Genomic DNA, 25,257 nt, shown 5'->3' with positions numbered 1-25,257 from the left:
TTCTCATCCCCTGCTTGCCCTGCTCGCACGACGCCACCCGGATCGGCTGGCACGGGCGCGTTCGCCGACAGGATCAGGAGGCGACGTTCTCCGGCACCTCCACGCCCCGCGCGGTGACCAGACGCGCCGTACCGTCGACCAGCCGGTAGGACAGGCCCACCACCGCGGTGCTGCCCGCGGTCACCGCGTCCGAGAGAACCCTGGAGCGGTCGAACAACAGGTCCACGGTGTGCCGTATGTGCTCGGCGATGAACTCCTCGTCCTGCGTGTGGCCCGCCGCATGCGAGGCCAGCACGCTGGGAGTGACCCGCTCGATGACATCACGGACGTACCCGACGGCCGTCGTGCCGTCCTGGACGGCGGCCCGGGCGGCCGCGACGGCGCCGCACGCGTCGTGACCGAGCACCACGACCAAGGGACACCCGAGCACGCTCACGCCGTACTCGACACTTCCCAGCACCTCCGGGCCCATGACGTGCCCGGCCGTGCGCACCACGAACAAGTCCCCGAGGCCCCGGTCGAAGATGATCTCGGCGGCCAGCCTGGAATCGGAGCACCCGAAGAGGACGGCGAACGGATTCTGCCCGGGTGCGACCTCCGTACGACGCGCGGCACCCTGATTGGGGTGCTCGGGCGAGCCGGTCAGAAACCGCTGGTTGCCGGCCAGCAGCATCTCGAGCGCGGCCCGGGGCGTTGGTGTCTGCACATGGGTCATGACACGCAGGCTATCGCCCGCCGTAGCAGACTGGATGGTCGAGCCCGTCGGGACAGGATGGTGGAGCCCGGTCGGCAGTGCGTCGAGGGCGCCAGGGAGTCAGTATGTACTCGGCCAGTCAGGCGACGCGACGCGCCTCGACACGGGCGTGATGGTTCGACGGGCGGCTCGGTGCGCATCGGCGAGGCACGTCCTCGGCACGCCACCGGTCAACCGCTGATGGTGGCGAGTCCGGCGATGCCGGCGGCGTACATGACTACGACGGCGAGGCTGTCGATTCCCATCCGCAGATACTGGCGTCGGGGCCTGAAGATGAGTCCGGCTACGTAGACGCTGGTGAGGACGGCGCCCAGGGCGGTGAGATAGATGTCGGTGTGGTGGGCGGCGGGCAGCACCGGCTTGCCCGAGATCAGGGTGGCCAGCAGGAACAGGACCGGAAGGAAGGCGTTGCCGCCGAAGATGTCGCTGATGGCCAGTTGGTAGTCACCCAGTTTCGTCGAGGTGAGGCCGGTGCTGACCTCCGGCAGGGAGGTGGCCGCGGCCAGCACGGTGGCACCGAACAGAATGCCGGACAGGCCCTGGCGGCCGAAGAACTCCTCGCCGCTGCGTTCGATGACCACGCCGGCGACCAGTGTCGCCAGGGCGGCGGCGGCGAAGACGAGAGCGGCACGAGTGGTGCCGACGCCCTTGGCGGTGGCGGACTTCTCCTTCTTTCCCTTGGAGTGACCGCGCGGCTCAGGCTGGGCGTCCGGGGCATCGCCGCCCGCGTGCCACGGCAGGCCCTTGCCGGCCCGGTTCGCCAGCAGCAGCCCGACGATCCACAGCGCGCCGATGGCCAAGGAGGCGGGGTCGAGGCGGGCGAACGACAAATCGCCGGGCAACTGCGTGCCCATCACGACAACGGCCAGCACGACGATCACCAGGACACCCTCAAGGACCAGGACCAGACTGGCCGCGAGCCGGGTCAGCGGGGCGCGGGGGCGCACTCCGGCAGCGTCGAGCACCACCAGGACCACGGTCTGGAGCGCGATACCGCCCAGGATGTTGCCCACCGCGACATCGAGCTGCCCGCTCATGGCGGCGCTCACGGTGATGGCGATCTCCGGGAGGTTGGTCGCGATGGCCAAGAGGATCAGCCCGCCCAACGCGCTGCCCAGGTGCAGCCGTTCGGACAGCACATCCGTCGTGTCGGACAGCTTGATGCCCGCGTACCAGATCACCGCCGCACTCGCGAGGAACAGCACCAGCAGCAACGGCGAACTCAAAGATCCCATGGCTCGACCGGTACCCGCAGCCAACGGTCCCATCACACCCGCACACGGCACCTGACCGTGCCGGCGGCGGCGTGCCTTACGGGGTGCGAGGACCGTGCCAGTCCAGGCACAGCACGGTGGCGTCGTCCTGTACGTGGCCGTCGCAGGCGTCGCTGACCGCCGCGACCATGGTCCGTACGACCTCACGCGGATGCTCCGTGACGGTGTCGCGCATGAGACCGCGCAAGTCGACGCTTGCCGCTTTGCGTTCCTGCATGCCGTCGGTGAGGAGAACGAGGCGGTCGCCGGGGCGCAGATCCAGGTCCTGTACGTCATAGGCGCCCTGCACCGGAACCCCGAAGGGGAGGTTGACGTGCAGTTTGACTTCCTCGACCACGCCGTCGCGCAACCTCAGCGGCCAGATGTGGCCGGCGTTGACGAGCTGGGCTCTGCTCCCGTCCAGGGCAATACGCAGCAGCTGACCGGTGGCGAAGGTGCGGCGACCGTGTTCGAGCAGGGCCAGGTGTGTCCGGCGGGCCTGTTCGGCGAGATCCAACCCGGCTCGGCGGGCGCCCCGGGAGGCGTTGACCAGGAGGGTGGCCATGAGAGAGGCGTCGACGTCGTGGCCCATGGCGTCGGTGATGGACAGGTGCAGCATGTTCTCATCGAGGCTGTAGTCGTAGGTGTCACCCGCGATGTCGGAGGCGGGAACCAGGGCGCCGGCGAGGGAGAACTCGGCGGACTCGCACGAGGGCGCCGACGGCAGGAGCTGGCGCTGGATCTCCGCGGCCAGGGTGACGGAGGTGGTGCGGTTCCCCCAGTGATACAGGTCGGTGAAGCGGCGATCGGTGACGATGATGTAGGCGAGCGCGTGGGCGACCTCTTCGACCTGCTCCAGGACGTCCTGGGTGACGTGGTCCAGGCGTACCTCCAGCACCCCTATCGCGTCGCCGCGGTTGGAGACCGGCGCGAACACCCGCTGCTCACGGGCACCGTTCGCCACCGCCACCACCTTCTGGGTGCGCAGGACCTCGTTGTAGACGCTGCCGTCCAGAGGAATCCTGTCGGCGCCACGCTCCTGAGGCGCCGTCCCCTCCTCGTTGACCCGCAGCAGGCGCCTGCCGACGACGTCGACGAACAGGAACGACACATAGCGCGCGCCGAACCGCTCCCGCAGATTCTGCGCCACGACGTCGAGCGAGCGCACGGGCGCCGCGGCCTCCGCCGCTGCCAGCACGTCGCCAAGTCCGATCCGATCACGCTCCACAGCGACCTCCCTGAGTTCAGATCAGTCTCCTTCCCCTCACCGCCCCGGGCATCACAGCCTCTACACATGCCGAAGGCCACACCGGCTCGACGCGGAGACTGATCACCAGCGCGTACGCGGCCATCGCCTGGCGTCCGGCGCTGCGGCTCCGGTCCCGGCTCCGGCTGTGACGTGTCAGCGGCTTCTCTGTGACGGGTCCTCGGGTGTTTTCCGCCCGGGGCCGTGACCATCGATGAGTATGAAAGGCAACGAGCATGCGCCCAGAGACCACCGTCTGGCCTGGGAGGACGATCAGGACTTCGCCGACGCGGACCGCGGTCTTCTCGGCCGGCTCGAGCCGGGCAGGGTGAGCGACACGGACGGAGGTTTGGTCTGGGACGCGGATGCCTACGGCTTCCTGGACGATGACTGTCCGCCCACCGCGCACCCCTCACTGTGGCGGCAGAGCCGCTTGGTGTCGCGGCAGGGGCTGTACGAGGTGGTGCCCGGGATCTATCAGGTGCGCGGCCTCGACCTGTCGAACATCTCCTTCGTGGAGGGCGAACGCGGTGTCATCGTCATCGACCCGCTGATCAGCGCGGAGGTCGCGGCCGCCGCGCTGGCCCTGTACCGCGAGCACCGCGGCGAGCGGCCAGTGACAGCGGTGATCTACACGCACTCCCACGTGGACCACTTCGGCGGAGTACGTGGCGTCGTCGACGCGGCCCAAGTGGCGGCCGGGCGGGTGCCGGTCATCGCGCCGGTCGGATTCCTCGAACACGCGGCGAGCGAGAACGTCTTCACCGGCACGGCCATGGCGCGCCGGGCCGGTTACATGTACGGGGCGTCGCTGCCCAAGGGGCCCGCCGGACAGATCGGGTGCGGTCTGGGGCAGACCACGTCCACCGGCAGCGTCGGCTTGATCGCGCCCACCCTGGACGTCACCCGTACCGGTCAGGAGGAGACCGTCGACGGGGTGCGCATCGTTTTCCAGCTCACTCCGGGCACCGAGGCTCCGGCGGAGATGAACTTCCACTTCCCCGAGCTGCGGGTGCTGTGCGCCGCAGAGAACGCCTGCCACACCCTGCACAACGTCCTCACTTTGCGCGGTGCCCTGGTCCGTGACCCGAGCGCGTGGGCCCGGTATCTGACCGAGACGATCCGGTTGTTCGCCATGGACATCGACGTCGTCTTCCGCTCCCACCACTGGCCGACCTGGGGACAGGAACGCGCCGTCCGCTTCCTGGAGGAGCAGCGCGACGCCTACGCGTACCTGCACGACCAGTCCGTACGGCTGATCAACGCCGGGCACACAGGTGCGGAGATCGCAGAAGAGCTGCGTTTCCCTCCCGGCCTGGAGCGCGCCTGGCACGCGCGGGGTTACTACGGCTCGTTGAGTCACAACGCCAAGGCGGTCTACCAGCGGTACATGGGCTGGTTCGACGGCAACCCCGCCCACCTGTGGCAGCACCCGCCGACGGAGGCCGCCCGCCGGTACGTGGAGTTCATGGGCGGCGCCGACGCTGTCGTCGCCAAGGCGCGTGCGTCCTACGACGCGGGGGATCCGCGGTGGGTCGCGGAAGTGCTGGGCCACGTCCTGTTCGCCGAACCCGAACACGCCCAGGCGCGCGCTCTTCAGGCCGAGACGTTCGAGCGGATCGGGCAGGGCTCCGAGTGCGGCCCGTGGCGCAACTTCTACCTCATGGGCGCCGCCGAGTTGCGCGAGGGCATCCTCGGCACGCCGACGCGTTCGGCGCCGGACATCCTGGCGGCGCTCACCGTCGAGCAGATCTTCCAGTCGATGGCGGTACGGCTGAACGGTCCGCGCGCCGCCGAGGCCGGGCGGCTGGTGCTGCGCTGGGAGTTCACCGATACGGGTGAGAACTGGACCCTGCTGCTGTCCAACGGCGCGCTGACCCCGATGCGGGGTGACGCACCGCGCGGCGAACGGCCCGTCGCCACCTTGCAGTTGGCGCGTACCACCCTCGATGCGGTCCTGGGCGGCCGCACGACGTTCGCCGCCGAGATCGCGGGCGGCCAGGTGGCGCTCGACGGCGACGCTCAGGCGCTGCTGACCTTCGCGGGACTGCTGGACGCGCCCGATCCCGACTTCGCGATCGTCACCCCGTAGCGTCGGCGGCTCGCACGGACAGGGCCGCGAGTGCGAGTGCCGTGTCCCTTGGTGAGCCGAGGTCGAGGCCGGTCAATTCCTGAATCCGGGTGAGCCGGTTGTCCACCGAATTGGGGTGGAGGCGCAGCACGCGCGCGGTGGCCCGGCGGTCCTGTCGCTGGCCCAGGTGGGTGCGGAGGGTCTGGAGGAGTTCGGGGCGGCCGTCCAGCGGGGTGAGGAGGGCCGCGATCCGGTCGCTGGCGTCGCTCGGCCGGGACACGTGGTACTCCAGCAGGACGTCGTCGAGCCGGTGCAGGCCTGCCGGCCGGCCGCACGCCCGGGCCACGCGGACCACCTCCGTCGCTTGCCGGGCGGCCGCCGGAATGTCCTGTGCCGACTGTGCCCGGGCGCAGGCCAGCCGTGCCTCCGGGCCCGCCGCCTCGCGCAGTGCGTCAAGAAGCCGCGGGGGTGCTTCGTCGCATCCGGGGACGACGACATGGCCGCCCCCGCCATCCAACAGAGCGAGGGTTTCGGTGCCGAACGCCCGGTCGAGCGCGGTCTGGGCTCGGCGAAGCAAACGCCTCACCGCCACCGGCGAGCGCTCGCCGGAGGGCGCCGGCTCTATGAAGTGCGCGTACAGCACCAGCGTGGGCCCGTCCACCACGGGGTCGTCCGGATGCCTGGCTCCTTCGAGCAGGGCGCGGGCGCGGGAACGGCGCTGCTCCTGCCGTTCCGCGACGAGAGCGGCCTGCTCATCGAGGTAGCTCTCGGTCACGGCGCCCACGACTCGGTCCTCCGCGGTGAACAGCGCCTCGGCCAGCTCGGCCAGGGCGTCCTGCTCCTCGGGGGCGGCAGTCTCCCGCAACACCCGCCACAACTCCCGCGCCCCCAGGCCGTACGTGCGCAGCAGCAGATGCAGCGGCATGCCCTCTTCGGCGCGCTGGGCGGCACGCTCCTGGAAGTACTCCAGGGCGTACGGGGCCGCTCCCGCGTCGGTGCCACGCAGGAACAACCGCATCGCGTGCCGGGCCGTCGCCGCGATCTCCACGTCTTTGACGTCGGCGGGCAAGCCGGAGTACCCGCGCAGTTGCTCGAACACCTCACGGGCCATGCGCCGGGCCAGTTCGTTCACCTTCGGCTCGCAGCGGGCGGCCAGGGCCACCGCGGCCGGGGAGAGGCCGGCCAACCGTCCGTGGTCGCGCGGATCTTCTCGCACCCTGGCCCACCTCGCCGCCGACTGTGAACGGTCACCGTACCCGCCGTACACGACCGTGGCCCTGCCGGGTGTCGTCCTGGTCGGCGCGGCCATGGTGTCCGTCCTCGTCTTCCCGCTCCTGGCCCTCAGGCTCCGCGCTCGGGGGGAGCCCCGGCCGTCCGGCTTGCAGGACGAAGCACCGCGTGTACGTTTGCGATGGCCCGATGGGGACATACGCACGAGCAGCGTGTCCGGCGGGGCGCGTGGCGGAATTTCACCTGACGGACGCGGCGCACGCTTCGACCGTGCGGCAAACAACGTGAACAGGCATGTATTCCTCAGCAGGGGCATATTGGGTGGAGACCGCTCGGGGAGCTCCTGTTGACGAGAGCGATGAGCCCCTGAAGGGGACGTGCACCTGCTCAGTGGGAGAGACGGCCACATGGACCGTGCGGGATCTTCGGACAGCGATTCCCTGCACGCTGTCGCCCGGCAGGTGTCCGAAGCGGCAGAGGCGTTGGTCATCGCCTGGAACGGGGCGGCGCAGACGGCGGTCCCGCGCCTGTCCGGCCTCCAACTGGAGGCTCTGTCGGTCGCCCGCCGGTATCCGGGCATCAACCTCACCGGCCTCGCCGAACGCATCGGGGCCACGTCTCCCGCGGCCAGCAGGCTGTGCGACAGGCTGGAGGCGGCGGGGCTCCTCGACCGCCGGCGCACCTCGGCCAACCGCCGCGAGATCGAGCTGACGCTCACGGCGTCCGGCCGGGAGATGCTGGAGGCCGTGTCCGAACGCCGTCTCACGGCGATCAGCGACATCCTCCAGCGGGTGACCGTGACGCAACGAGGAGCGCTCCTCGCGGGGCTGCGGGCCTTCACGGAAGCCGTGGAAGCCGTGGAGGCTGTGGAGGCCGTGGAGGCTGCGCAGGACGCGGTTCCCGAGCCCTGAACCCAGGCCCACCGCTCAATGCGCCGACGGTTGCTTTCCTCGCCAGTCCAGACAGACGACCGCCGCGTCGGCGGGGAGTTCCTCGCCCCCGTGGTACTGCATAAGCCCGTCCACCACGGCACGCGCCGTTTCATGGGTCGAACCACCGCGAGCGGCGGCGATGGTCTCCCGCAGCGCTTGTTCGCCGAAGGGATCGCTGCCGGCGTTCTGGGCGGCGTGGACGCCACTGCTGACAATGATCAATCGGTCGCCGGGGTCGAGGGAGAACCGCTCCGCGCGGTACTGGGTCTCTTCGAACATGCCGAGCGGCAGCTGGGCGTCGAGCTGGACGCGTTCTACAACGCCACTGCGCATGCGGAACAGTTGAGGAGAACCGGCGTCCACGACAGCCGTCCGGCCGGTCGCCAGCTCAATGCGCAGCAGCAGGGTGGGGGCCGACATCTTGCCCACGTACTCACCGTAAACCGCCTGGTCGGCGAGGCATGCCTGGTCCTCGAGCGAGATGCCGGCGCGGCGTGCGTTGCGCAGGGCGTTGACCGCGAGGTTGGTCAGAAGGGCCGCCTGGGTGCCCTGGCCCTGGCCGTCGGTGACCGTGATGGTGAGCGCGTCGTCGGTGACGCTCCAGTCGAAGTTGTCACCGCCCACGGCGTAGGCCGGCTCCAGGTGGGCGCCGAGAGTGAATTCCTCCCGCGCGAAACCGCGCCCCGGCAGGAGCTGCCACTGCATCTCGGCGGCGAGTGTGAGGCGCCGACGACGGCGCGCCTGGAGATAGAGGTCGGTGTCCCGCTCCGCGACCAGCAGCTCGTGTCCCAGGGCGGTGGCGAAGGCCGCGAGGTCCAGCACGCCCGAAGCGCCCTGGATCGCCGACTCGGGCAGGCGGATGGAGACAATGCCCAGCCGGTCGCCTCGTACCGTGATCGGTACGTGCACCAGCACCATGTCCGGCTCATCGGTGACTTCGACGACGGGTGCTTCGGCGGTGAAGGCGCGGCCGGCGGCGCTGCCGTCCCGGATGGTGGCCGCCTCGCCGGTGTGGGGCAGGTGCGTCACGGGCTGGAGGACGGTCAGACCGTAGTCGGCCAGCAGCAGCGTCACGTTCCTGGCTTGTACGTACTGGGCCAGCAGCGAGCGCGTCGTGGCCAGCAGGGCCGTCGGGGGCGCCTGGCGAAGGGCGTTTTCCGCGAGGCCGAGCCAGCCTGCCGGGTGCCTGTTCATGGCCTTCTTTCCCGTACACGAGCGGGCCTCGCCCCGGGCGGGCCGGACCATCGCTGTGTGTTCATCGACCGCACCCCATCTTCCTCACTTCCCGGCGGGAGTCCACCGGTCAGGCACGTCCATGGGGAGTGTTGCCGCCCGGCAATCGTATCCGGCGGGCGATGCCGACGACGGGCGGACGGCGCGGGGCTCGGTCCGGCGGGTTCTGCGGACCCGGGCGCATGATGGCCCGCCCGCTTCACCGCGGCGTTCCGTGCGGTGGTCTTGGGATACGGATGGCGAGGGCGAGGGTGTCGTCGGGGTGCAGGACGACGGTGTGCATCTCGGCGGCGATCGCGGCCGGGATGTCGGCGAGTGGCTTCGCGGCGTGCCGGCGTGCCGACGCGACGAGCCGTTCTTCGCCTTCGAGCGGGTTTCGACGGCTCTCGGTGAGCCCGTCGGTGTACAGGATGAGCAGATCGCCGGGGTCCAGCCGGGTCCGCAGGACCCGTTCGCTGCCAGGCATGGGGAAGCCGACGCCTCTGCCGGGTACTTGCAGGTAGCGGGCGCTGCCCCCGGCTTGGAGCAGCAGAGCCGGCGGGTGGCTTCCGTTGGCCAGCTGCACCTCGCCGGTGGCGGGGTGGATACGGGCGAGGAGCGCTGTTGCCATCAGGGCCGGGTCCAGTGGCATGAGCAGGTCGTGGGCGCGGCCCAGGATGGATTGCAGCGGATGTCCCTCGAGCGCGAGGGTACGGACCGCGTGCGTGACGTCGAGGGCGCTTCTGGTGCTGCGCACCCCGTGGCCGAGCGCGTCGACGATGGTGATGTGGAGTGTTCCGTCCGCCAGGGTGAACCAGTCGTAGAGGTCTCCCCCGGTGGGGGCGTGCGGGTCGGCCGGCTCGTAGTGGACGGCCAGTTCCAGGCCCTCGACTCGCAGCGGCGCGGGTCGCAGCGCGTCTTCGAGTTCCTTCAGCATGGACCCGTGTGCTTGACGCAACTGCTCGTCGCGTTCCTCGAGTTGGACGTAGAGGGCGAGGACGCCGCCGTTGGTTTCGGCCAGTTCGTGCTTGAGGCGGCGGTGCTCGGCCATGAGGACGTCGGCGTGGGCGAGCGTCGCGCGCAGTTCCTCATCCACCGCCTCCGCCTCGCTCTGCGTCGCGTCGCCCGGCTGGGGGCGGCCGAGGCGCTGGGGTGCGCTCTCCTTGGCCAGCGGGACGCGCCAGGTCACGGACGTCGCCGGTGTCGTGGGGGCGGGGGGCAGGGGCAGGTCCGTGGCGGTGAGCGGGCCGAGGGTGTGGGGCGCGGTGAGGGTGGCGGCCATGACAGGCGTCCCGCCGTCCCGGTCCGTCTCGACGTCGGTGACGAAGGTGACGGGCCGGTGGGCGGCGAACTCCGGTGCGGCCACGTCGGCTACCGACAGCACGAGGCGGGAGCGGACCTCGGCGGGCAGTCCGTAGCGTTGAGCGGCGCGGCGCACCGCCCTGCGCAGGGCGGGCAGCGCGCTGAAGGTGCCGTTCATGGGTGCCTCGGGAGGGGTCTGACGGCGAGGACCGTCGCGTCGTCGCGGGAGCTGCGGTAGTTGTGCGTCACCCAGGCGGTGAGCAACTGCGGGGGCAGGCGCAGCGTGAACAGGGAGGGGGCGTGGGTCCAGCGGGCGTCGATGCCGTCGGTGTGCAGGACGGCCGTGGTGCCCGCCGGCAGCGGGATGGCGTGGGTCTGGGGCGTGGGCATGCGCCATCCCACGACGCCGGGCTGTCCGGTCAGCCGGTGGTGGACGCCTTCGTGGGACAGGGCCACGGCGCGGATGTTGCCGATCCCGCAGTACAGGGCGCGTTCGCCCTCCAGGCGCAGAGCGGCGACGGCGGCGCCGCGGGTGTGGCGCAGGGCTCGGTGCAAGGTGGCGAGGATGTCGGGCAGCGGGCGCGCGGCGGCGGCCCGGAAGGCACGCAGCGCGCTCTGGGCGGCTTCGGCGGCTTCGGGCCCGTGGCCCAGGCCGTCGATGGCCACCGCGGTCCGGGTGCTGCCGTTGTCGATCACGGCGCCGGCGTCCCCGCAGTGCTCCTCGCCGTCGGCGGGCAGACACACCAGGGCCGTGCTCTGGCGGGCTTCGGCCGGGTCATCGGGGCGGGTGAGGCGCGCGCACGCGAAGGTGCCCGTCCCCACCTGGGTACGGATGGTGAAGTCGCTCGCGATGCGGTTGACCGCGCCGAGACCCGCTCCCAGGGTGCCGACGGTGGTGTACCCGTCGGTCAGGCAGCGTTCCAGTTCGGGCATGCCCGGGCCCCGGTCCACGGCCAGGATCTCCACGCCGCTGCCCAGCGCGAGGGGCTGGATGTACAGGGCCCCGTCCCTGGCGTGCTTGTCGATGTTGCTGGCCAGCTCGGAGGTGAGCACCGCCGCCTGGTCCGGGAGCGCGCCGGGCAGCCCGCACCGCTCGCCGAGGGAGCGGGCGGCGGCGGCCGCCATGTGCACCGCGCTGTGGTGGTCGATGCGGACATGGGCTGCGGCGGTGGGGGGCGGTGTCACTGGTCGGTCCACCGGGTGACGATCACGGTCGTGCCTTTCCCCACCTCGGTACGCACCTCGAAGTCGTGCATGAGCCGACGCGCGCCACCCAGCCCGTGGCCGAGTCCCGCCCCGGTGGTGAATCCGTCGGCGAGCGCGGCGTCGAGGTCGGGGATGCCGGGGCCGTCGTCGCTTATGGTCAGGCGCAGTCCCGTACCGCCGGCCCGGCTGAGGTGTTCGATGGTGAGGGTCCCGCCCCCGCCGTGGATGTAGGCGTTGCGTGCCAGTTCGCTGGCGGCCGTCACGACGCGGGTCTGGTCGATGATGCCGAAGCCCGCTCTCACTGTGGCCGCGCGCACGGCGTGCCGGACCGCCAGCAGATCCTCTTCCGTGCTCAGCACCTGGAGTTCGGGCGCGGGGTTCTGCTCCCGCGTCCACGCAGGGGCGGCCGCAGTGGTGCGGTCAGCGAGTTGGGTCATGGTCCGCCCCTCCCGGGGGCTGCTGGTGCCATCCGAGTGCCGCCATGCCCTGCTCCGCGTTCAGAGCTGTTTCGACCCCGTCGAGTTCCAGTCCCAGTTCGACCAGGGTGATGGCCACGGCGGGCCGCAGTCCGGCCACGATGACCCGGGCTCCCAGCAGGCGTGCCATGGAGGTCATTTCCATCAGCACGCGCGCCACGAAGGAGTCGATCATCTCGAGCCGTGAGATGTCGATCAGGACACCGCGTGCCTCCTCCGCGGATATGCGGTGCGTGAGTTCGTCGGTGAAGGCCAGAGCGGACTTGTCGTCGAGTTCGTTGAGCAGCCCGGTGATCAGGACGTCGCCCAGACGCAGAATCGGGACCCCGCCCGTCGGCTGCTCCCTCACCGACGCACCACCGCCTGACGGACAGGATCCGACGTCAGTTTGATCGCCTCGGACAGGGCGTCGGCCAGGCTCGCGCGCGTGAGGATCTTCGACAGGTCGATGCCGAGTTGCGCGATGGTCTGCGCGATCGGCGGCCGGATGCCGCTGATGACACAGTCCGCGCCCATCAGACGCACCGCGTTGACGGTCTGCATCAGGTGCTGGGCCACCGCCGTGTCCACGGTGGGTACCCCGGTGATGTCGATGATCGCGACCTGCGCCTCGTGTTCCTGGATCGCCTGGAGCAGGTTCTCCATCACGACTTGCGTACGCGCGGTGTCGAGGGTGCCGATGAGCGGCACGGCCAGGACATGCCGCCACAGGCGCACCACCGGCGTCGACAGTTCAAGGAGCTGCCGGCTCTGTCGGCGGATGATCTCTTCCCGGCCCTCGACATAGGTGTCGAACGACAGCGCCCCGGCCGCGTCCAGCAGCCGGTTGACCAGCAGGACGGCCGCGAACAGCTCGGCCGCGTCATCGCTCGCGCCCTGAACCGACTCCAGCACGGCCTCCTTGAGGGCCAGGACGGCCAGCGACGTCGCGGTCGGCGTCGCGCCGCCCCGGGCCCGGCGCAGCGAGAGGTCGATCACCGCCTGGCGCAACTCCTCGTGCGCGTTCACCACTTGGGCCACGGGAAGGGCGGTGTCCAGCCCCGCGATGAGGGCGGTGACGAGCGCGTCGGCCTCTTCACGCAGTTCGCGCTCGCCGATGCCCGCTCTCAACTCGTCCTGGGCCAGCTGCAGCTCCACCCATCGGTCGGCTACCGTGTCGGCGTTCGCCCGCAACGCTTTCCCCACACGTCGGCGTACCGCGGTCTCGCTGATACCCACCCGGATCCCTTTCGTCGGCCCTGCCTGTGGGGAGGGACGCTCAGGCTCTTGAGCCGGATATGCGTCGCCCGCCAACTGTTGTCGTGTGGCAAATATACGCACGGGTGAAGCGAACGGGAAAGGCCCACCCTCCCACGACTCGACAAAGGCCGTGGCGGCCGCCGGAAACCCCCATGACCGGAGGCGCCGGACAGGGCGGCGCGGTCGGGCGTCCGGCGCTCGCTACGGGGGGACGCCGGGCCGTGCCATCATCCGCGCATGGAACTCGTTCCGCCGGAACCGGCCGTCAACCGCAGCCGCGACACCCAAGGAGAGGGGCGACCCGGCGCGACGAAGACGTACGGGCAATCACCCAGGGACCGCCCCCTCGAACAGTTTCCCCTAGGCAACACTTGCCATTTGACAACAATGATGCGGAGCCGCACTCTGGACGCGGCCGCGGTCGCACGTGCGCCCCGAGCCGCCGTGGAGGACTGACAACTGTGAAACTGATGGGCGTGGGCCTGTGCGGCGGCGTCAAGCAGTGCCCGCCGATTCGCCGCGTATGTGCCGGGTGGCGTCTCGGGTGGCGTCCTTCTCGCGCAGCACCGCCGACCGGAAGCAGGCGAGCCCTTGCGCGAAGGCAGACCGCTCGGCGGGCGTCATCCCGGCTACCACCTCGGCCAGCGAGGCCTCACGGCGCGCCCTCAGGTCCTTGAGGTAGCGCGTCCCCTTGCCGGACAGGCGCAGTTCGACCTCTCGTCGGCTGTTCGAACTGGGCGTTCGCTCGATGAAGTCGAGCGCGTGGAGACGGTCGCACATGCGGCTGACCGACGAGGGGGCCGAACCCAGCTCTTCACCGAGGGCGCGCAGATTGATGCCGTCGTTGTCCGCGAGAATGTACAGAACCCGCAGCTGAGAGGTCGATACTGGAGCGGTCGGCGCCAGGTCCCTGCTCTGGCCCCACAGCACCTCAAGCACCTCGATCGCCTCGCGGGCGGCGAACGCGGCCGCTTCCGGGCGGCCGGCCGAGCCCTCGTCGAAGTGTCCGCTCTCCACAGGCACGGTCTTCAGCCGTCTTGGCAGTCGCTGAGGCACAAAAAGACCCTCCCGCTCCTCTGCGTCTTCATCTTCATCCTGAATAGGCGGTATCCGAACGGTGGACAGATTCACGGCGGCGGAACGCGCGCTGCGCCAGGCGGCGCCGCACGCTCTGCTGCAAGCGGTGCAGGACGCTCTTGCCACGCACTACGGAGCCGTCTCCGTCGACCTGCTCATGGCCGACTACGCGATGACCATACTGCAACCCGTCAGCGAGCTCCCCTACACCGCCGAACCGATCCCTGTCCACACCAGCTCCCCGGGGCGAGCGTTCGGTGCTCAGCAACCCTACGTCGTGGCGGACGAGCGCGCTGGCCTGCTGACCGTCCATCTGCCCGTCAGCGTGCGCGGGGACCGCATCGGCGTGCTCGCGGTGGTGCTGCCGCGCGACAGCTACGAGGGCCCGGCCGAGCAGGAGCTCAGCGACATCGCCGAAGTGCTCGGGCACGAGATCGTCGTGGGCGAGCGCGACACCGACGTCTACCTCCAGGCGCGGCGTGCCAACCGCCTGACCCTGGCCGCCGAAATGCAGTGGCAACTGCTGCCCGGCCGCTCCTGCTCCCGCCCGGAGTACGAGATCGGAGCCCAGCTGGAGCCCGCGTACGCGATCTACGGCGACAACTTCGACTGGTCCTCCTCCGCCGACCACCTCACTTTGGTCATCACCAACGGCATGGGGGAAGGCATCGAAGCCGCCCTTCTCACCAACCTGGCCGTCAACGCGCTGCGCAACGCACGCCGGGCCGGTCTGTCCCTGTCCGACCAGGCGTGCCTCGCCGACCAAGCCGTCTACGGCCACTACCACGGCCACGCGCACCTCTCCACCCTGCTGCTCCGCTTCGACCTCGACACGGGACGGACCCAGATCGTCGACGCGGGCTCCCCCCGCATGTGGCGTCTGCGCCAAGGGAAGGCCGAACAGATCCACTTCGAGGCGCAGATGCCGCTCGGCATGTTCGAGGACACCCCCTACACGACGGAGTCCTTCCAGGTCGAGCCCGGGGACCGGCTCGTCTTCGTCAGCGACGGCGTCTATGACGTCGCCTCCCCGGCAGGGGAGCGTTACAGCGAGAAGGCCCTGATGCGAGCCCTCACCAGCACCCGCCTCCTGCCCGCCTCCCAGGTCCCGCGCGCCGTGCTGCAAGAACTCGCCGGCCACCGCGGTCCCATCGAGGCCGACGACGACGCCATGGTCGTCTGCCTCGACTGGAACGGCCGTCCCGACCAGGCCTGAGACCAGGCCTCGCCCCCTACGACGCGTCCGGCACCGGTAGGACGTTGCCGGACGCGGTGCACCGCACGGTCCAGATGCCGGGGGTGGCCGCCTCGTGGACGCGTACGTCCACGGCGGACGGCTGCTTGCCGCCGGGGACGACGGCGTTGGCGACGGTGCAGACGAGTTGGGTCACGCCGAGGCCACCGCCGTTCATCCTGGCCACCGGCACCGGAAGGTAGAGGTCCACCGCTCCCGACCCGGCCGTCGCAGTGGGACGGCCCGGCATGGGGGGCACCTCGGTGATCAGGCCTCGGGCTCGTTCCGCCGCGTCGGGGCCCGCCAGGAGCAGATCCAGCGCCTGCTGCGGGCCAGCGGGGGCGTCACCCGCCGCGCGACGGCCTGTACACCGTAGGGGCCGACGAAGTACACCTGCGCGTAGGAACGTACGCTGCCCGGCGCGCGCAGACCCGACGCCGGCGGCCCGGCGGGCACCGGACCCGACGTGCCCACTCCACAGCCCGCGCCGACAGCCATCAGAGCGGCGGCGAGGGCTACGGCGTGCCGCCTCATGACGTCTCCTCCCCCGTGCCCATGGGCAGGACCAGGGTGAACACGGCCCCCCGTCAGGGGAGTTGGCGGCCGTGAGGGTGCCGCCGTGCAGGCGTACGTTCTCGCGGGCGATGGCGAGGCCGAGGCCGCTGCCCTCGGAGCGGGCGCGCGCCGCGTCGGCCTTGTAGAAGCGGTCGAAGACGTAGGGCAGTACGTCCTCGGGGATGCCGGGGCCGCGGTCGGCGACCTCGACGACGAGGTCGCCGTTGGTGACGTGCGCCGTGACACCGACGGGCGGCGCCCCATGACGCAGCGCGTTGCCGATCAGGTTGGCGAGCACGACGTCCAGGCGGCGGGCATCGACTCGTACGCGCACGTCCCGCGCCCCCGCGAGGCGCGTCACGACTTGCTGCGGCTCGCGCCAGCCACGTACGGCGAGTGTCTTGTCCAGGAGCGTACGCAGGCTGATCTCGTCCAGTTCGAGGGCAGCCGCGCCCGCGTCGAAGCGGGAGATCTCCATCAAGTCCTCGACCATGCGGGCGAGTTTGCGGGTCTCTTCGCTGATGAGCAGGACCGCGTCGGCGGTGTCCGGCGGCAGCTCGCCGGAGTGGGCGTCCTCGTCGAGCGCGTCGGTGACGGCGGCCATCGCGGCCAGCGGGGTGCGCAGTTCGTGGGAGACATCGGCGGCGAAACGCCGGGCGTTGGCCTCCATCCGGCGCAGCTCCCTGTCGTCCCGCTCCAGGGCCGTGGCCATGGTGTTGAACGTGCCGGTGAGCTCCGCGAGTTCGTCCTTGCCCGTGACGTCGAGGCGGGTGTCGAGCGCGCCCGAGGTGATCTTCTCGGCCGCCGCCCGCAGATGACGTACGGGGCGCAGTACGCGTCGGGCCGCGAACAGGGCCGCCACGGCCGCGAAGGCGAGCGCGGGTACGGCTCCGGCCCAGGCCGCGGTGATCAGGGCCGAGATGTCGGTCTGCTCGGTGCGCAGGGTGTACGTGGCGTACACGACGAGGCCCGACGGCTGCGGGGCCGCCGCGCCCTGGCTGTCGTAGTTGACGGGCATGGCGATGAGCAGGCGCGGGCCGTCGCCGCCGTCGGTGCGTTCGTACAGGGTGGTGTTGCTCTTGCGGGCCGCGTCGCGCACGGCGGCGCTGATGGGGCTCGCGGTACCGATCGGCGGCCCGTCGTCGCGGGAGACCGCGGTGTGCCAACCGCGGGCGCCGCCGACGCGGTCCAGTTGTTGCGCGAGCGCGCGCAGGTCGTCGTCCGTGGGCGCGGCCGGCAGGTTGGGGGCGAGGGAATCGATCTGGAGCCGCAGGTCGTGCGCGGCCGTGTTCTGGCTGCGCTGGAGGATCGCCGCGCGGGCCTGGCGGAAGGTGAGGGCCGCGGTGATGAGCGCGCTGAGCGAGGCGACGAGCAGGAACGCGACGACCAGGCGCGTGCGCAGGCCGCGCGCCGATCGCAGTCTCACTCGGACACCGGGCCGAACCGGTAGCCGAAGCCCCGCACGGTCTGGACGTAGCGGGGGTTGCGCGGATCGTCCTCGATCTTCGACCGTAGCCGCATCACACAGGCGTCCGCCAGGCGAGCGTCACCGTAGTAGCTGTGCTCCCAGACGTCCTCCAGGAGTTGCTGCCGGCTGAAGGTCCGGGCCGGAGCGGCACTGAGGAAGAGCAGCAGTTTCAGCTCGGAGGGGCCAGCGCCACGACGTGGCCGAGCTTGTGGACGCGCAGCGAGTCGCGGTCGATCTCCAGATCCCCCGCCACGGTCGGGCCCGTCGGCGCGTCGGCGCCGGCCTGGGCGGGGGCGACGCGCCGCAGCACCGCGCGCATCCGGGCCTCGATGAGCGCGCCGCTGGCCGGTTTGACCACGTAGTCGTCGGCGCCCGCTTCGGGGCCCACCACGACGTCCATGTCGTCGCCGCGCGCGGAGAGGATCACGATGGGGATCTGACCGGTCTCGCGCACGCGGCGGCACACCTCCAGGCCGTTCACGCCGGGCAGCATCAGATCGAGGAGCACGAGGTCGGGGCGGAAGGCCTCCAGGGCCTCCATGCCGTCCTCGCCGGTGGCGACCGCCTCCGTCTCGTGTCCGTAGCGGCGCAGTCCCAGGACCACACCGCGGCGCACCGCCGGATCGTCCTCGATCAACAGCACGCGCGTCATGAACGGGTCCCTTCACCTGCACCGGATGGAATGCACATTCAACACAAGAACGGTCATGGCCGCGCGGAGCCACGGGGGGGGTGCCGAGCCGTTCCCCGTGAGGTCCGGAACCGGTCGGCCCGGCACCCGCGCGAGCACCCCTGTCGCGAAGGGCGGATTCACCTCAGTTGATCGACGTCGACCGTGCCCGCGCCCGCAGCAGGGACCGGGATCAGCAGCCACAGAGCGAGTCCCGCGAGCGCCAGGGCGGCCACGGCGGCCGGACCCCGGCGGCCGCGCGCCCAGCCCGAGCGGAAGCGGACCGGGTCCTCGACGTACCGCTTCGTCGCGGCGGCCGCAGCGAGCGACACCCCGACGGCCACGGCCAGGGCGCCCCACTCCCCCAGCCAGGACAGACGCGGCAGCAGCACCAGATAGACGGGCCAGTGCCACAGGTACAGGCTGTAGGACCACTCGCCCAGGCGGCGCGGCAGCCGGCTCCCCGCGAATCGTGCCGCATGTGTGCCGGGCACCTGCGCGATCACGACGATCAGCAGCGCCGCGCCCACGGAGTGGAGGAACAGACCGCCTTTGAAGAGCAGCGGCGCCTTCTCGCCGTCGGTCATGCCCCAGGCCACCGCGAGTACGACCGCCACAGCAAGCAGAGCACGTCGGCCGCGCGGCGCGGAATCCTGGCGACGAGGGTGCGTACGGGCGCGGTCGCGGCCAGCGCCCCCAGCAGCAGCGCGACGGCCCTGGTGTCGGTGCCCTCGTACGCCCGGGTGGTGTCCACCGCGGTGCCGAGCGTGACCATCAGGGCGAAAGAGGCGAGCACGCCGGCCCCCGCCACCGCGGCCACCGTTCGCTGGGCGTGCCGGCCACGGGCGACGACGGCCAGGACAGCCGGCCAGACCAGATAGAACTGCCACTCGACGCCGATGCTCCACAGGTGTGCGAACACGCGCGTGTCGGAGGCGTTCCAGTAGCCGATCCGGTCGGTGATGTAGTGCCAGTTGACCGCTTGGGCCGCCACCCATGGCACATCGCCCAACGCGAAGCGCAGTTGCTCCACGGTGCCCAGTGCCCAGACGGCCAGGACGGTGACCACCACCACGACAACCAGTGCCGGCAGCAGGCGCAGGGCCCGGCGGACCCAGAACGCCGCGAGCGCCACCGGGCCGCTCCCGCGCGTGCCGCCGAGCAGCAGCCCCGTGATGAGGAACCCCGACAGGACGAAGAAGAGGTCCACACCGAGGAATCCGCCGCTCAACTCCCCCGCGTGGAACAGGAGAACGGCCGCGACCGCGAAGCCGCGCAGACCGTCGAGCGCGGCGATGTGCGCCCGGCCGCCATTGGCGCGCGGCGCACGCGGGCCGGGCGAGGCGGTCACCGTGGGAATCGCTACGGACATGGGTGGCCGGTCCCTCAGCTGCCGCACTTGAGGTTGCCGTACCGGGCGTCCCCGGTCCACTCCCCCTGGGCCCAGGCGTCCACGGGCGCGGGCGTGAATCCGGCCTCGCCGCCCAGCTGTTCGGTCAGCCACTTGGCGAAGGCGGCCGCCCCCTGCTGGCAGTTGTGGATGCCGTCCGAGGAACGCTGGGCCTTCTTGCCCGCCGCGTCCGTACCCCACAGCTGGGCGGAGTCGAGGAATACCGCCGCGCCGTCGCTGTTCTTGGCCGCCGCCTCCGCCGCCTTGGGGGCGGTCCGCATCTGGGGCTCGTACTTCTTGTAGAAGTCGTCGATCTTGATGGGCGGGGCCGTCACCAGGACGAGTTTGGCACCGGCGTCCTTGGCGGTTTTGGCGAGCTTGTCATAGGCGGCCCGCTGCTTGTCCTCGGATCCCCAGTCGTACGTGGTGACCTGGTACGCGATCACGGTGGGCTTGAACGAGCCGATGTTCGCGGCCAGTTGCTTCCAGGTGTCCTCGGATATCTTGCCGGTGATCTCGTCACCGCCGTCCACGACCGTGCCACCGCCGTCGGACGAGGCGTCCTTGAATTCCACCCCGCCGGCCTTCAGGGCGGCGGCCAGCGCGGGGGCCTCGGCGCCGGTGATGGAGTCTCCCACCCACAGCACCTTCGTGCCGTTGCCGCCGGAGCCCGGCTTGGACTGCGCTGCCACCTGGCCGGCGCTGCTCCCCGAGTCCTTGTCCTGCCCGCCGCAGCCGACAAGCGCGACGCCGAGCACGGCGGCGAGAGTGGTTGCGCCCGCGACGCGGCGAGCGAGGCGGCGGGAGGGCCGCTGGGCAAGGTGGGGGGCGGGACGGAGGGCGGGACGGAGGCCGGTCGAACCGGAATGGTTGCTGTTCATGCAGGCAGCGAACCAGCACACATCGGGCGTACGGCCCGTTGTCATCGATCGCTCACACAACGGGGAAGGAGCCGTCAAGGAGCAGGGGGCCGGTACTGCGACAGGGGGTGGGAGGGGGCGGGCTCCGGTGGCCCCGGGGAACGGTCGTGATGACCGTTCCCCGGGCCACCGGCCGCTGGTGCGGCCGACGGGGAGACGACAAGGAACGGACGCTGCGGCGGCGTGCGGCGACGATACGAGACGCCGCGCCGAGCGATCCCTTTACCGGCTTACCGGCCTACCGACTTACTGGCCTGCCGACTTACCGGGCTGCCGACTTACCGGGCTGCCGACTTACTCGGCTTACCGGCTTACCGGCTTACCGACGTCAGCGAATGACGACGAGGTGGCTCTCGCCGCCGCCCACCGCGGTGGAGGTGGCCCAGCCGTATCCCTTGCGAGCGGTGTGGACGTGGGAGGTGCTCGCGAAGCCCGCCCAGCGGCCGGCGACGAAGGGGTGGTGTCCGGAGACGACACCCGTGGAACGTCCGCCGGTGGCGACGTCCGCGTAAGCGGGGGCGGCGGCACTTCCCAGTGCCAGTACGGTGACGGAGACGGCCACGATCCTGTTGAGCTTGCTCTTCATAAGAGAGTTCCTCTCCACGGGGGATATCTCGACCAGCGCCTGAGCTGATCCTGTTCGAGCGAGACTTGAGCGAGACCCGAGTCAGGAAGTCTCCTGGCGGTACGCCCAGGCCTACGCATCTGGTCTCCCACCCCTCTTTCCTGACGCGAGAAAACCCGACACCTACTCCGCACCGAAACAGCTCATCCAGCCGAAAAACTCATATCAGCGCCAAAGTTGACCCACCCACGCCGGGGCGAGTTCGTCGAGGTGGCTACCTGCGGGGTTCGAGGCCGTCGAGGATGACGTCGATCAGGCGGGTACGGGTCCGCGCGTCCGCTGTGACCTGAGCGGCCCGGCCGGCCGCGATCAGCAGGGCGATCAGATCGTCGAACGACACGTCCTGGCGGACGATCCCGGCGACCTGGGCGCGCCGGAGCAGGCCGCCGACGGCCGAGCGCAGCCGGCCCATGGCCTCGGGATCGGCATCCATCCGCAGATCGCCCAGGGCGTCGGCGAGGATCAGCTTTTCGGGCGATGCGATGGCGGCGTCGGTGAAGAAGTCCCGGAACCAGGTCGGCGAAGCATCGTCCGTCCCGGCGGTCAGGGCGCGGCCGGCCAGGTGCTCGATGCGCTGCTCGTACACCGCCTTGAGCAGCACTTCCTTCGTCGGGAAGTGCCGGAAGACGGTGCCGATCCCGACTCCGGCCCGTCGGGCGATCTCCTCCGTCGACGCCGCGACGCCGTGTTCGACGAAAACCTCGTCGGCGGCCTGGAGAACGGCGGACCTATTGCGTGCGGCGTCGGCTCGGGGAGACACGAGAACCTTCCTTGACAAGCGGAGTCACCACTCCGTAATGTTCGAAACGGAGTAACTACTCCGATTCCAGCTTCTGGAGGTCATCATGCCCGACAACGCGGTTCTTGGTCCCCGTGATGTGTTCGAGCTTCTGCTGAAGTCGCTCGCCGACCGGGACCTGGCGACGATGATCGGCCTGTACGCCGAGGACGCGGTGGTGCGGCAGCCGTTCGCCAAGCCGACGGAGGTGGTACTGACCGGCCGCGCCGAGATCGAGCAGCACCTCGCCGGCTTGAGCACGGCGCCGGTGGCGCTTTCGCCTCGGAACATCGAGGTGCGCGAGACGGCGGATCCGCAGGTCGTCGTGTGCGAGTGGGACAACGACGTCACCCGGACGACAGACGGCCAGAGCGTGAGCACGCACAACATCGCCGTGCTCTGCGTCCGGGACGGGCGGGTCGTGTGGTCGCGCGACTACCACGACCACGCCGCCCTGGCCGGTCTGCTGTCTTGACCTGACGCGGTCCGCTGTCTAGGCCTGACGCCGCCTGACGCAAGCCACCCTGACGCCTGATCCAGGTTCCACGGGCCGGAAGCGAATCCGGCGCCCGCCCGTCCCCGGCGGTTCAGCGGGCTAGAGAGACCGCGAAGGGCTGGAAGCCGTTTCGGCGCAGGACGTGGGGAACGACGAGGATCATGGCCTCGGTGGCGCGGGCCGTCGTGATGTCGCCCAGGTCCTCGATCCACGTGGGCGGCCAGCCCAGGTCGCCGAGCAGACCGGCGACGGTCTGCTTCGCGGGTCCGTCGTTGCCCGAGAGGTAGGCGGTCGGTGGGGTGGTCAGCGTGTCGGGGGCGGTCATGACCATGAACAGCATGGTGTTCAGCGTCTTGACCACGTGAGTGTCGGGCAGGGCCGCCTGCAAGTGCTCCGCGAGGCTGCTGCCGGGGTAGCACAAGTCGCCGGGCAGGCCGTCCGCGGCGTCGCGGGTGGCATTGGAGACGTCGATGAGAATTTTGCCGGCGAGTTCGCCGCGCAGGCCGGACAGCCGGTCAAGGGCGCTGTCGCCGGGCGTCGCGTTGATCACGACGTCCCCGGCCCGGGCGGCGGCGCGCTGATCGGCGAAGGAGACCCGGGTGACTGCGCCTTGGGCGGTCACCTCGGTCTCTTTCACCGGCTCACGCTGCCCGAGGACGACGTGGTGTCCGGCGGCGGCGAGCTTGCCGGCGAGATGGGTGCCGACGCGGCCGGCGCCCAGGATGCCGATGGTGGTCATGGCGGTGTGGACCTCACTGTGCTGGTGGTACGGGACGGGAGCGCGAGGGGAGGTGGGAGGGGGGAGTGATCAGGCGATCGGCGCGAGCACCTTGAGGGCGGCCGCGTGGATGCCGGGCGCGGCGGCCAGGAAGTCACCACTGGCCGTGCTCCAGGGTTCGCCCGCCAGGTCGGTGACGGTACCTCCGGCCTCGGCGACCAGCAGCGCACCGGCCACCAGACCCGAGCGCACGTCGGAGAACTGCCAGAAGGCGTCCGTGCGTCCGGCGGCGACGTGGATGAGCTGCATCGTCGCGGGCACCGACACGCGCACGACGAGGCCGTTGACGAGCATGGCGGTGACGGAGTCACCGATCCGTCGGAACGTGCGCTCGTCCTCGCCGGGCTTGGCCTGGCCGGTGCCGGTGAGCGCGGCGCCGAGGTCGGTCTTGGCGGACACCGTAAGGGGCCGGTCGTTGAGACGGGCTCCGCCGCCGGCGAGGGCGGTGTAGGTGTCACCGGTCAACGGCAGGTGGACGACGGTGAGTACCGGCTGATTGTCGCGGACCAACGTGGCGGTGACGGCCCAGTCGTCCATCCCGTGGACGTGGTTGATGTTGCCCTCGGCAGGGTCGACCACCCACCACTCCCCCGGCGGGAGAGCGCCGCCGGCCAGTTCGTCCTCGGACCACAGCGATCCTTGCCGGGCCCGCAGCAGCGGCTCCCGCAGCACGTCCAGTACGGCACGGTCATTGGCGTGGATCTCATCGACGATCCCGTCCAGGCTCACACCTCGGGCGTGCGAGGTGTGGCGGTCGCGCAATATGAGGCCGGCGGCCTTCACCGCGGCCGTCACGTCGGACATGAGCGTCTGGTCTACGTCAAAAGGCATGGCTGTGCTCATGGAGGGCTCCCCTGCGGTTCGGTGGGTGCGGTGCGGCTTGTCCCGCACCCGCACTTCGAAGGTAGGCGCCTCGCCAACTAACAACAAGTGCATGCTATTTACTCGTAGAGTTACCGTCATGCAACTGGATCTGAACCTGCTCACGGCACTGGACGCCCTGCTCGAAGAGGGCAGCGTGGCCGGCGCCGCGGCCCGACTCCACGTCACCGCACCGGCCATGAGCCGTTCCCTTGGCCGCATCCGCAAGGCCACCGGGGATCAGATACTCGTCCGCACCGGCCGCAGCATGGTCCCCACCACCCGGGCGCTGGCCATGCGCGCGCAGGTGCACGCTCTCGTCCAGCAGGCACACCAGCTCATGTCCGCGCGGCAGGAACTCGATCTGGCCGGCCTCGAGAGGGTGTTCACCGTGCGCTGGCACGACGCCCTGATGGCCGCGTGCGGAATGGCCCTGATCACCACCGTTCACCGGCAGGCCCCGGGTGTCCAGCTGCGCTTTCCGGCCGAACCCGGCGCGGACACCCCCGAGTTGCGCCGAGGGGAGGTCGATCTCGAATCGAGCTCCAGCCGGCCGACGCTCCCCGACATCCGCCACCGTCTCCTCGGCAGGGACCAGTTGGTCGTCGCGGTCCGCCCGGGCCACCCCCTCGCCGAAGGCCCGCTGAGCCTGGAGCGCTACGTGGCCGCCGACCATCTGACCGTCTCGCGGCGCGGACGCCTGCGTGACCAGATCGACGACGCCCTCGGCGCGCGCGGCGGCGACGCACGACGAATCATCGCCGCCGCGCCCACCACCGACTTCGCTCTGCGCCTCGCGCTCGGTACGGACCTGGTCGTCACCCTTCCCGACGCCGTCACCCGCCCGGCCCGGGACCAGCTGGGTCTTGTCACGCTGCCGCTGCCGCTCCCGATGCCGGACGTCCCGCTGTATCTGCTGTGGCACCAGCGCTTCGACGACGACCGTGCCCACACCTGGCTGCGTGAGACCGCCGCGGAAACGGTCCGGGCGCTGTCCACCGCGCCCGCGAGCGGGGCCGTACCCTCTCCCGATGGGCCTTCCCGCACTTGAACCCGCCTTCCCCGGCCCGGAACGGGCCGGCCCTCGTCCCGTACGGCTTCTGGCTTCCGGCGACGGCCGAGGCCGGCGCTCGTACGCGACGGCGCGCATATGACTCCGAGGAGGGGGAATCCGGTGATCAAAAGCGAGAGAGGCTGCCTGAGATGCTTGCACCCCATTCGAAGACGCTGCGGGTCCTTCTGGCGCAGTACGCGGAGGCGCGTATTGCCCACGCCTACCAGCAGCACCCCCACGCGGCGGAACAGCTCAGAGACGTCGCCTCCACCCTGTGCGCGGTGACCGCCACCACCCGCGTGGAGGACGCCATCGCGGCGGCCGACATGTTCCTCGCCCAGCCGTCCACCGTTACAGGGGCCGAGGTGAACCAGGCAGACCTCGCGGCTTGACCTTCCCTGATCCGGCCGCCTCGCCAGTGCCATCTCTC

General features: G+C 70.7%; 25 protein-coding genes and 3 pseudogenes. 6 read left to right on the top strand and 22 right to left on the bottom strand.

The genetic code is table 11. From position 1 onward, the window contains the following. Positions 1-73: 73 nt before the first annotated feature. The 3 genes from ACFYM2_RS12270 to ACFYM2_RS12260 all read right to left on the bottom strand — a co-directional run bounded on the left by ACFYM2_RS12270 (position 74) and on the right by ACFYM2_RS12260 (position 3,235). Entirely contained in the window at positions 74-715 is a 642-nt protein-coding gene (locus tag ACFYM2_RS12270) for a carbonic anhydrase (RefSeq protein ID WP_358997712.1), read from the bottom strand. A 209-nt stretch (positions 716-924) separates the two neighbouring features. Next, the gene (locus ACFYM2_RS12265) at positions 925-1,989 is read right to left on the bottom strand and encodes a hypothetical protein (protein ID WP_358997709.1); all 1,065 of its coding nucleotides are present in this window, start codon (positions 1,987-1,989) and stop codon (positions 925-927) included. 76 nt (positions 1,990-2,065) lie between these two features. Next, positions 2,066-3,235, bottom strand: coding sequence for a PP2C family protein-serine/threonine phosphatase (locus tag ACFYM2_RS12260; protein ID WP_358997706.1), 1,170 nt, complete (start codon positions 3,233-3,235; stop codon positions 2,066-2,068). A 238-nt stretch (positions 3,236-3,473) separates the two neighbouring features. Here ACFYM2_RS12260 and ACFYM2_RS12255 point away from each other — a divergent pair, with 238 nt between their 5' ends. Beyond that, positions 3,474-5,345 carry an alkyl sulfatase dimerization domain-containing protein gene (locus ACFYM2_RS12255; RefSeq protein ID WP_358997703.1) on the top strand — a complete coding sequence of 624 codons (1,872 nt, stop codon included), beginning with the start codon at positions 3,474-3,476 and terminating at the stop codon, positions 5,343-5,345. Here the strand turns inward: ACFYM2_RS12255 and ACFYM2_RS12250 are convergent. Then, entirely contained in the window at positions 5,335-6,540 is a 1,206-nt protein-coding gene (locus ACFYM2_RS12250) for a PucR family transcriptional regulator (protein WP_388835627.1), read from the bottom strand. The genes ACFYM2_RS12255 and ACFYM2_RS12250 overlap by 11 nt on opposite strands. A 421-nt stretch (positions 6,541-6,961) precedes the next feature. Here ACFYM2_RS12250 and ACFYM2_RS12245 point away from each other — a divergent pair, with 421 nt between their 5' ends. After that, positions 6,962-7,465: a MarR family winged helix-turn-helix transcriptional regulator gene (locus ACFYM2_RS12245; RefSeq protein WP_388835624.1), complete on the top strand. Its 504-nt coding sequence runs from the start codon at positions 6,962-6,964 to the stop codon at positions 7,463-7,465. Between the two features lie 15 nt (positions 7,466-7,480). Here ACFYM2_RS12245 and ACFYM2_RS12240 read toward each other — a convergent pair whose 3' ends face one another. The 7 genes from ACFYM2_RS12240 to ACFYM2_RS12210 all read right to left on the bottom strand — a co-directional run bounded on the left by ACFYM2_RS12240 (position 7,481) and on the right by ACFYM2_RS12210 (position 13,938). Continuing rightward, positions 7,481-8,680, bottom strand: coding sequence for a PP2C family protein-serine/threonine phosphatase (locus ACFYM2_RS12240; protein WP_388835621.1), 1,200 nt, complete (start codon positions 8,678-8,680; stop codon positions 7,481-7,483). Between the two features lie 238 nt (positions 8,681-8,918). Continuing rightward, entirely contained in the window at positions 8,919-10,178 is a 1,260-nt protein-coding gene (locus ACFYM2_RS12235) for a PP2C family protein-serine/threonine phosphatase (RefSeq protein ID WP_388835619.1), read from the bottom strand. Beyond that, positions 10,175-11,197 (bottom strand): SpoIIE family protein phosphatase, encoded by a 1,023-nt coding sequence (locus ACFYM2_RS12230; protein ID WP_388835617.1) that lies wholly within the window; start codon positions 11,195-11,197, stop codon positions 10,175-10,177. Before ACFYM2_RS12230 ends, ACFYM2_RS12235 begins: the two co-directional genes overlap by 4 nt. Then, positions 11,182-11,643, bottom strand: a complete 462-nt coding sequence (locus ACFYM2_RS12225; protein WP_388461882.1) for an ATP-binding protein — start codon at positions 11,641-11,643, stop codon at positions 11,182-11,184. The genes ACFYM2_RS12230 and ACFYM2_RS12225 overlap by 16 nt, the downstream gene beginning before the upstream one ends. Next, positions 11,627-12,031: an STAS domain-containing protein gene (locus ACFYM2_RS12220; RefSeq protein WP_358997682.1), complete on the bottom strand. Its 405-nt coding sequence runs from the start codon at positions 12,029-12,031 to the stop codon at positions 11,627-11,629. Before ACFYM2_RS12220 ends, ACFYM2_RS12225 begins: the two co-directional genes overlap by 17 nt. Beyond that, positions 12,028-12,900, bottom strand: a complete 873-nt coding sequence (locus tag ACFYM2_RS12215; protein WP_388835614.1) for an STAS domain-containing protein — start codon at positions 12,898-12,900, stop codon at positions 12,028-12,030. Before ACFYM2_RS12215 ends, ACFYM2_RS12220 begins: the two co-directional genes overlap by 4 nt. Before the next feature lie 516 nt (positions 12,901-13,416). Further along, on the bottom strand, positions 13,417-13,938 hold the full coding sequence (locus ACFYM2_RS12210; RefSeq protein WP_388461948.1) for a MarR family winged helix-turn-helix transcriptional regulator: 522 nt from the start codon (positions 13,936-13,938) through the stop codon (positions 13,417-13,419). Positions 13,939-14,038: 100 nt separating this feature from the next. Between ACFYM2_RS12210 and ACFYM2_RS12205 the strand changes: the two genes are divergently transcribed. Beyond that, the gene (locus ACFYM2_RS12205) at positions 14,039-15,214 is read left to right on the top strand and encodes a PP2C family protein-serine/threonine phosphatase (RefSeq protein ID WP_358997677.1); all 1,176 of its coding nucleotides are present in this window, start codon (positions 14,039-14,041) and stop codon (positions 15,212-15,214) included. Between the two features lie 16 nt (positions 15,215-15,230). Here the strand turns inward: ACFYM2_RS12205 and ACFYM2_RS12200 are convergent, their stop codons facing one another. From ACFYM2_RS12200 to ACFYM2_RS12160, 9 genes and pseudogenes are all read right to left on the bottom strand, one after another. Further along, entirely contained in the window at positions 15,231-15,482 is a 252-nt protein-coding gene (locus tag ACFYM2_RS12200; protein ID WP_388461885.1) for a hypothetical protein, read from the bottom strand. 17 nt (positions 15,483-15,499) lie between these two features. Beyond that, complete coding sequence (locus ACFYM2_RS12195; RefSeq protein ID WP_388461886.1) at positions 15,500-15,766, bottom strand: hypothetical protein; 267 nt, start codon at positions 15,764-15,766, stop codon at positions 15,500-15,502. Beyond that, positions 15,763-17,213: pseudogene (locus ACFYM2_RS12190) on the bottom strand (sensor histidine kinase). Before ACFYM2_RS12190 ends, ACFYM2_RS12195 begins: the two are co-directional and overlap by 4 nt. After that, positions 17,210-17,907: pseudogene (locus tag ACFYM2_RS12185) on the bottom strand (response regulator). The pseudogenes ACFYM2_RS12190 and ACFYM2_RS12185 overlap by 4 nt, the downstream one beginning before the upstream one ends. A gap of 158 nt (positions 17,908-18,065) precedes the next feature. After that, positions 18,066-18,542 carry an acyltransferase family protein gene (locus ACFYM2_RS12180; protein WP_388835611.1) on the bottom strand — a complete coding sequence of 159 codons (477 nt, stop codon included), beginning with the start codon at positions 18,540-18,542 and terminating at the stop codon, positions 18,066-18,068. After that, positions 18,509-19,297 (bottom strand): acyltransferase family protein, encoded by a 789-nt coding sequence (locus ACFYM2_RS12175; RefSeq protein ID WP_388835608.1) that lies wholly within the window; start codon positions 19,295-19,297, stop codon positions 18,509-18,511. Before ACFYM2_RS12175 ends, ACFYM2_RS12180 begins: the two co-directional genes overlap by 34 nt. A gap of 14 nt (positions 19,298-19,311) precedes the next feature. Continuing rightward, the gene (locus ACFYM2_RS12170; protein WP_388835605.1) at positions 19,312-20,196 is read right to left on the bottom strand and encodes an SGNH hydrolase domain-containing protein; all 885 of its coding nucleotides are present in this window, start codon (positions 20,194-20,196) and stop codon (positions 19,312-19,314) included. Between the two features lie 367 nt (positions 20,197-20,563). Then, the gene (locus ACFYM2_RS12165; RefSeq protein ID WP_358997665.1) at positions 20,564-20,821 is read right to left on the bottom strand and encodes a hypothetical protein; all 258 of its coding nucleotides are present in this window, start codon (positions 20,819-20,821) and stop codon (positions 20,564-20,566) included. 253 nt (positions 20,822-21,074) lie between these two features. Then, the gene (locus tag ACFYM2_RS12160; protein ID WP_358997662.1) at positions 21,075-21,620 is read right to left on the bottom strand and encodes a helix-turn-helix domain-containing protein; all 546 of its coding nucleotides are present in this window, start codon (positions 21,618-21,620) and stop codon (positions 21,075-21,077) included. An 85-nt stretch (positions 21,621-21,705) separates the two neighbouring features. Between ACFYM2_RS12160 and ACFYM2_RS12155 the strand changes: the two genes are divergently transcribed. Then, positions 21,706-22,113, top strand: a complete 408-nt coding sequence (locus ACFYM2_RS12155; protein WP_388835602.1) for a nuclear transport factor 2 family protein — start codon at positions 21,706-21,708, stop codon at positions 22,111-22,113. A gap of 112 nt (positions 22,114-22,225) precedes the next feature. Here the strand turns inward: ACFYM2_RS12155 and ACFYM2_RS12150 are convergent. Both ACFYM2_RS12150 and ACFYM2_RS12145 read right to left on the bottom strand, forming a co-directional pair. Continuing rightward, positions 22,226-22,885: pseudogene (locus ACFYM2_RS12150) on the bottom strand (NADPH-dependent F420 reductase); the annotation flags it as partial. Positions 22,886-22,942: 57 nt separating this feature from the next. Then, positions 22,943-23,743 (bottom strand): inositol monophosphatase family protein, encoded by an 801-nt coding sequence (locus ACFYM2_RS12145; protein ID WP_388461893.1) that lies wholly within the window; start codon positions 23,741-23,743, stop codon positions 22,943-22,945. Positions 23,744-23,873: 130 nt separating this feature from the next. On the opposite strand from ACFYM2_RS12145, the gene ACFYM2_RS12140 reads away from it, so the two are divergent. Both ACFYM2_RS12140 and ACFYM2_RS12135 read left to right on the top strand, forming a co-directional pair. Beyond that, the gene (locus tag ACFYM2_RS12140) at positions 23,874-24,824 is read left to right on the top strand and encodes a LysR family transcriptional regulator (protein ID WP_388461895.1); all 951 of its coding nucleotides are present in this window, start codon (positions 23,874-23,876) and stop codon (positions 24,822-24,824) included. Positions 24,825-24,976: 152 nt separating this feature from the next. Continuing rightward, a complete protein-coding gene (locus tag ACFYM2_RS12135) occupies positions 24,977-25,219 on the top strand; it encodes a DUF5133 domain-containing protein (RefSeq protein WP_388461897.1) in 243 nt (80 codons plus the stop codon). Positions 25,220-25,257: the final 38 nt, after the last annotated feature.

This window comes from Streptomyces sp. NPDC006711 (assembly GCF_042869775.1).
Taxonomy (GTDB): domain Bacteria; phylum Actinomycetota; class Actinomycetes; order Streptomycetales; family Streptomycetaceae; genus Streptomyces.
This window is presented reverse-complemented; position numbering and strand designations above follow the sequence as displayed.

Coding starts and splice junctions, on each gene's coding strand:
- ACFYM2_RS12145 (WP_388461893.1), bottom strand. CDS start 23,743: ATGCCTTTTGACGTAGACCAGACGCTCATGTCCGACGTGACGGCCGCG.
- ACFYM2_RS12255 (WP_358997703.1), top strand. CDS start 3,474: ATGAAAGGCAACGAGCATGCGCCCAGAGACCACCGTCTGGCCTGGGAG.
- ACFYM2_RS12135 (WP_388461897.1), top strand. CDS start 24,977: ATGCTTGCACCCCATTCGAAGACGCTGCGGGTCCTTCTGGCGCAGTAC.
- ACFYM2_RS12245 (WP_388835624.1), top strand. CDS start 6,962: ATGGACCGTGCGGGATCTTCGGACAGCGATTCCCTGCACGCTGTCGCC.
- ACFYM2_RS12195 (WP_388461886.1), bottom strand. CDS start 15,766: ATGAGGCGGCACGCCGTAGCCCTCGCCGCCGCTCTGATGGCTGTCGGC.
- ACFYM2_RS12175 (WP_388835608.1), bottom strand. CDS start 19,297: ATGTCCGTAGCGATTCCCACGGTGACCGCCTCGCCCGGCCCGCGTGCG.
- ACFYM2_RS12235 (WP_388835619.1), bottom strand. CDS start 10,178: ATGAACGGCACCTTCAGCGCGCTGCCCGCCCTGCGCAGGGCGGTGCGC.
- ACFYM2_RS12270 (WP_358997712.1), bottom strand. CDS start 715: ATGACCCATGTGCAGACACCAACGCCCCGGGCCGCGCTCGAGATGCTG.
- ACFYM2_RS12240 (WP_388835621.1), bottom strand. CDS start 8,680: ATGAACAGGCACCCGGCAGGCTGGCTCGGCCTCGCGGAAAACGCCCTT.
- ACFYM2_RS12200 (WP_388461885.1), bottom strand. CDS start 15,482: ATGCCGGGCCGTCCCACTGCGACGGCCGGGTCGGGAGCGGTGGACCTC.
- ACFYM2_RS12170 (WP_388835605.1), bottom strand. CDS start 20,196: ATGAACAGCAACCATTCCGGTTCGACCGGCCTCCGTCCCGCCCTCCGT.
- ACFYM2_RS12225 (WP_388461882.1), bottom strand. CDS start 11,643: ATGACCCAACTCGCTGACCGCACCACTGCGGCCGCCCCTGCGTGGACG.
- ACFYM2_RS12155 (WP_388835602.1), top strand. CDS start 21,706: ATGCCCGACAACGCGGTTCTTGGTCCCCGTGATGTGTTCGAGCTTCTG.
- ACFYM2_RS12265 (WP_358997709.1), bottom strand. CDS start 1,989: ATGGGATCTTTGAGTTCGCCGTTGCTGCTGGTGCTGTTCCTCGCGAGT.
- ACFYM2_RS12165 (WP_358997665.1), bottom strand. CDS start 20,821: ATGAAGAGCAAGCTCAACAGGATCGTGGCCGTCTCCGTCACCGTACTG.
- ACFYM2_RS12140 (WP_388461895.1), top strand. CDS start 23,874: ATGCAACTGGATCTGAACCTGCTCACGGCACTGGACGCCCTGCTCGAA.